This window comes from Corallococcus exercitus (assembly GCF_003611585.1).
GTDB classification, from domain to species: domain Bacteria; phylum Myxococcota; class Myxococcia; order Myxococcales; family Myxococcaceae; genus Corallococcus; species Corallococcus exercitus.
This window is the reverse complement of the sequence record NZ_RAVW01000539.1, coordinates 1-5543: the sequence shown is the minus strand read 5'-3', so window position 1 is coordinate 5543 and position 5543 is coordinate 1. Positions and strand designations below refer to the sequence as shown.

At 71.1% G+C, this 5543-nt stretch carries 6 protein-coding genes; 5 read left to right on the top strand and 1 reads right to left on the bottom strand.

All coding sequences use genetic code 11. The features are described from left to right. Positions 1–282: 282 nt before the first annotated feature. From D7W79_RS38020 to D7W79_RS38000, 5 genes are all read left to right on the top strand, one after another. Positions 283–954 (top strand): hypothetical protein, encoded by a 672-nt coding sequence (locus D7W79_RS38020; protein ID WP_120530152.1) that lies wholly within the window; start codon positions 283–285, stop codon positions 952–954. Between the two features lie 43 nt (positions 955–997). Next, positions 998–1954 (top strand): GNAT family N-acetyltransferase, encoded by a 957-nt coding sequence (locus D7W79_RS38015; protein ID WP_120530153.1) that lies wholly within the window; start codon positions 998–1000, stop codon positions 1952–1954. Between the two features lie 138 nt (positions 1955–2092). After that, a complete protein-coding gene (locus tag D7W79_RS38010; RefSeq protein ID WP_120530151.1) occupies positions 2093–3232 on the top strand; it encodes a hypothetical protein in 1140 nt (379 codons plus the stop codon). Between the two features lie 21 nt (positions 3233–3253). Beyond that, the gene (locus D7W79_RS38005; RefSeq protein ID WP_120530150.1) at positions 3254–3556 is read left to right on the top strand and encodes a YkgJ family cysteine cluster protein; all 303 of its coding nucleotides are present in this window, start codon (positions 3254–3256) and stop codon (positions 3554–3556) included. Further along, complete coding sequence (locus D7W79_RS38000; protein WP_120530149.1) at positions 3553–4527, top strand: hydrolase; 975 nt, start codon at positions 3553–3555, stop codon at positions 4525–4527. The genes D7W79_RS38005 and D7W79_RS38000 overlap by 4 nt, the downstream gene beginning before the upstream one ends. On the opposite strand, the gene D7W79_RS37995 is transcribed toward D7W79_RS38000, so the two are convergent. Then, positions 4528–5049 carry a hypothetical protein gene (locus D7W79_RS37995; RefSeq protein ID WP_244222199.1) on the bottom strand — a complete coding sequence of 174 codons (522 nt, stop codon included), beginning with the start codon at positions 5047–5049 and terminating at the stop codon, positions 4528–4530. Positions 5050–5543 lie beyond the last annotated feature (494 nt).

Below are 5543 nucleotides of genomic sequence, written 5' to 3'. Positions count from 1 at the left end.
TCGTAGTCGGGCCTTATCGTCGGCAGCGTCAGAGGTGTATAAGAGACAGCGAGGGGCGGGCGCCGGCGTCTGGGATTGCAGTGACGAGGCGAGCAACAGCGCAACGGGGAGCATCGAAGTTCCTTGGGGTGAGGCAGGTGCGGCGACGGACCTGCAAGGGAGCGTGAAGGGCCGGCTCCCTTTCCGGCGCGAACTTCTTAGCGCATGCGGGACAGGGAGCGTCCTGACCTTCTAGGCTTGAAATGTGGGTCCTCTCCGGACCCGGTACGTGAGGACCCGCCCTTGAGGCCCACCCTGCTTCCGCTGCTGTTCGCGCTGTCGTTGTGGCCCGCCGTCGTCCCGGCGGCCCAGAGGGTCACCGTGCCGGTGGACGTGGGCGTGGGGCCCGCGGTGTTCGTGTTCTCCGGCCCCATCGCGGACGACCAGTTCCTGCACACGGGGCTGAAGCTGTCGGTGGACGCGGTGCTGGACAGGGAGTGGCTGCGCAAGAACCAGCGCGCCATCCCCGCGCGCTACCGCAAGCAGGCGAAGCAGGTGGACGAGATCCGCATCTCGCCGTCCATCTTCATCCCGGACTCGTTCATCATCTCGCCGAAGTGGCACGACACGGGGATGTACGGCGTGACGTTCAAGCCGCTGGGCGTGGGGCTGCCGCTGTCGTCCAGCCCGGTGCGCTTCAAGCTGGGCGTGGGGCTGGTGTTGACGTACGCGTACATCTTCTCCGACACGCTGCCGGACACGCACTTCCTGCGGCCCGGGGCCAGCCTGGGCGCGGACCTGGAGTTCCAGCTGGCGAAGAGCTTCCTCGTCAGCGTGGGCTGGGAGTCCACCTTCTACGTGCCGCAGGAACTGGGCGGGCTGGGGCTGCCGGACTCGCTGGGGGACGGCATCTTCCACGTGGGGCAGGCGTACCTCCAGCTGCACTTCCGGTTCCCGTACACCACGACGCTGTAGCGCTCGCGCTCGGGCGGGGTGCGCGTCTAGCGTGCCCGGCACCATGTCCCTCGTCCTCGCCACCGACGCGCAGAAGGCGCAGCGCGATGCCGTCACCCATTCCGCGTGGGGTTCGCCCCTGAGCGTGCCGCAGTACCAGCAGCGCGAAGCACGGCTGCGCGCGCACCCGTGGTGCCGCGAAGGCATGAACACGTGGCTGTGGCTGGCGGACGACGGCCGGGTGCTGGCGTCGTGCGAGACCTTCCACACGGACAGCTTCCTGCGGGGCGCGGACGGGCAGCTCACCCAGGGGGACAGCTACGCCATCGCCAGCGTCTTCACCGAGGAGCACCTGCGCGGCCGGGGACACGCCACGCGGTTGATGGACGCCGTGGCCGCGGAGCTGGAGCAGGTGGCGCCGCGTCCGCACTCGGTGGTCCTCTTCTCCGACGTGGGAGCGCCGCTGTATCGCCGGTCGGGCTACGTGGAGGTGCCCGCGTGGGACTGGCAGCTGGACGCGGCGGATGCGCCAGGGGGACGGCCGGTGGACGGCGGGCTCCAGGAGACGGACGTGGCGTTGGCGCTCGCGCGGATGCGCCGGCCGGAGGTGCCCTTCTTCCTGTGGCCCAGCGCCGCGCAGGTGGACTGGCACCTGGAGCGGGAGCGCATCTACGCGGAGCTGCTGGCGCGGCCCCGGCCCCGGACGTGCGGCGCGGTGGTGGGCGAGTCCTCCGCGCTGTGGGTGATGAACGCGCGCTACGGCGAGCTGGTGGTGTTGATGCTGGACGCGCGCGACGCCTCCGCGGCGGAGGCGCTGCTCACGGAGGCGCGCCGCGTGGCGCATCACGCGGGGCTCAAGCGCGTGGTGTGGTGGGAGGAGCCCGCGACGGCGCCCCTGCTCACCGGGGTGCCCGGCGCGGTGCGCGTGCAGCGGGACGGGTCGCTGCCCATGCTGCGCCCGCTGCGCGCGGGCCTGCCTCCCGCGCCGGAGGTCCCCTTCCCTCGCGCCCTCTGGGTGTGAGCTCCGGGGCCAGCCCGGTGAGCGCTTGGCGCAGGGCCGCTCGCACGAGGGCAGGCCCGGCTCGTGGCCCGGGCCCGATGGGGACGGCGACCTCAACCCGGATGTGTCAGACGGCGACAGGTCCCCTAGGATGCGCCCATGGCCGAGCGAAGGCGCATCATCGAAGGCTCCTGGAACTGCACGTCCTGCGGCGCCAGGAACATCCCCGCCCGTCACAAGAACTGCCCCTCCTGCAACAACCCGCGGGAGCTCAGCGGCAAGGAGTCCGAGTTCGACTTCGGTGACGTGGATGCGGCCTCCGGCAAGTCCACCCGCGAGGGCGTCAGCGACGAGCAGGCCCTGGACATGGCCGGTGCCGGCGAGGACTGGTTCTGCGCCTACTGCGGCGCGGCCAACCGGGGCGACGGCAAGCGCTGCCGGCAGTGCTCCGCTGAACGGGGCTCGGATGCGAAGGCCGCGCCCGTCGCGGACCTGGGCCCCAAGGCGCCACCGAAGCCCGCGCCCCAGCCCCGCCGCTTCGGGAAGGTGGCGCTCATCGTCGTGGGCATCCTCAGCTCCTGCTGCCTGGGCACCTGCGCCGTGGGCATCTGGGGCAACATGAAGCATGAGTTCAAGGGCGAGGTCGTGGCGACGAACTGGCGCCGCGCGCTGGTGCAGGAGCGCTTCGTGCCGGAGACGCGCTCGGGCTGGCGGGACGAGCTGAACCCCACCGCGCCGCGCATGCCGGTGAACGGCACGGGCGAGGTCGCGGGCGTGACGAACATCCGCGACTGCGTGTCCCGGCAGCGTGGCACCCGCCGGGTGGCGGACGGCACCCAGCGCGTGTGCCGGACGAAGACGCGCAAGGTGGCCTGCGGCACCGAGGAGAAGTGCACCCGCCGCGACAAGGGCAACGGCTTCGCGGAGGAGGTCTGCCACGACGTGACGAAGTACTGCAACGAGTCCTACGAGGACTGCGACACGGAGACGCGCTACCGCAACGAGCCCGTCTACGCGCAGCAGTGCGCCTACGACACGTACGTGTGGAAGCCGGTGGACACGCGCGAGCTCAAGGGCACGGAGGGGCCGCCGCGCTGGCCGGAGCTCACCGCCGGGACGAACGAACGGGTGCGGCGCGAGGAGGACTACACCGTGCTCGTGCGCTACGACGACGGCGGCGTGAAGCAGCACGAGGTGAAGCCCACGCGCGAGGAGGAGTTCGTCGCGTGGAAGAAGGGCCAGGGCGTCACGCTCACCGTGACGAACCTGGGCAAGGTGGAGCAGGCCGTCCGCCGCTGAAGCGCATCACCGAGGAGTCTCATGGAGTGCACCTGCTGTGGCGCCTGCTGCGTGGCGCCGGACATCGCCGCGCTGGACAAGCCCCTGGGGCTGCGGTGCCCGCACCTGGGCGCGGACAACCTGTGCACCGTCTATGACCGGCGGCCCCAGGTGTGCCGGGACTACGCGGCGGACGAGGTGTGCCGCCGCATCGAGGCCCCCACGCTGGAGGAGCGCGTGCACAACTACCTGGCGCTGTTCCAGCTCACCGCGGAGGCGCAGGCGGTGCGCGAGTCCGGCTGTGCCTCCATGCGCATGGCGCGCGCCATCCGGGAGCGGAAGTGACGTTCCAGCCCACCGAGCCGTTCGTCCCCGCGCCGGGCCTTCGTGGCGCGCATGCGCAGACCATCTACGCGTCGGTCGTGCGGCCCACCCGCGTGCCGCCCCTGCGCCGGGAGCGGCGCGATCTGCCGGATGGGGACTTCGTCGACCTGGACACCTTCGATGGCCCGAAGAGCGCGCCGCACGTGGTGGTGCTGCACGGCCTGGAGGGGTCGTCCCAGGCGGGCTACGTCACGGAGGTGCTGCGGGGCGCGGCGAAGCGCGGCTGGGGCGCCACGGCGATCAACTTCCGCTCGTGCAGCGGGGAGCCGAACCGGCTCCCCCGGGCGTACCACTCCGGGGACACGGCGGACACGCTGCTGGTGATGGCGGACGTGCGCGAGCGCATCACCGGGCCGATGCTCGCGGTGGGCTTCTCGCTGGGCGCCAACGTGCTGTGCCGGCTGCTGGAGGAGACCGGGGACCAGGCGCCGGTGGTGGCCGCCGCGTCCATCAGCGCGCCGTACGATCTGGACGCGTGCTGCCGGAAGCTCGATGGCGGCAGCGGCTACCACTGGCTCTACCGCGAGCGGTTCCTGCGCACGCTCAAGAGCAAGGCCCGCGCGAAGCTGCAGCGGTTTCCCGGCGCCTTCGACGGGGCGAGCATGGAGGCAGCGCGGACCATCCGCGGCTACGACGACGTCGTCACCGCGCCGCTGCATGGCTTCCGGGACGCGACGCACTACTACCGGGAGGCGTCGTCGGGGCCCAGGCTCGCGGACATCCGCCGGCCCACGCTGCTCCTGAGCTCCGCGGATGATCCGATGCTGGAGGCGCCGGTGATTCCGCCCTCGGCGCGGGACAACCCGTTCCTCAGCGTGGTGCTGACCGAACGGGGCGGCCACGTGGGCTTCGTCGCGGGCCGTGTGCACCGCCCGTACTTCTGGGCGGAGGCGCAGGCGCTCGCGTTCTTCGAACGGGTGCTCGCCGGCTGATCAGCCGAAGAAGAACATGAAGCCGAGCTTCGCGGACGGCTGAAGCGTGCGCATCATCCACGACTTGGTCTCCACGGGAGACAGCGAGTCGCGGAAGGGCTCATCCAGCTTCTGGAGGCTGGGGACGTCCATCTCCATGAAGCTCGCGCCACCGCGCACGAAGAAGCTGAGGCGCCGGGTCGCGTTGAACTCCAGACCCAGGTGCGTGCTGACGTACGAGTAGCCCACGCGCTCCATGGAGGAGGCGGGCAGCTGCGTGCTGTCCGCGAGCCGCCGGTTCAGCGTCTTCGTGCTCGCGGCCTGCGCGTGTCCGAACTCCCATGAGAACGAGGGCGAGAGCTTGCCTCGCAGCGGCAGCAGCGTGACGCCCGCGCGCAAGGCGCCTCGCAGACCGTTGTGCGCGCCACCGAAGTGCAGCCGCAGGTACGGCGAGGGCCGGAGGACACCGGAGAGTCCCGCCCCTTCGGGCATGCCCGCGTCGAGCATCAGACCGAAGGGCGCCAGCCGCTCCGGATCATTCATGCGACGACGGCCTTCGCCCTGCTGTGCCTGAACCTGCGGCAACTGCACCCGCGGTGCAGTCTGGGCCACGGCAGTGTGAGCCGCCAGGACCGCTACCGCCGCGGTGACGATGGACACCGCTCCCATGAGGCTTCTCCCCGTTCCAGACATCGCGTCCCTGCGCGATGAGATTTGCGAGGTACGCCGGATCCCGGGAGCACTCCCTCCACGAGACCCGGCTGCGTGTTGCTCCCCCGACCCGCCACTCCACACCCGTCACGCCACACGTCCGGTGCTGACTGTCGCGTCGCCTTGATGCCGCCATCGGCTGGATCGCGAAGCTCTCGCACCGCCACGTCTTGATTCACTGCCCTTCACTGCTCCCGTCCAGCGACCGCTTTGCTGGACTCCCCCAAACTGCGCACTGCCCCGTCCCGCCGCCCAGCCCCGTCCTGCGTGCTGCTTGCTGCCTTGCTCGACCGCGCCGCGTGCTGCCCTGCTGATCCGTGCTGCCC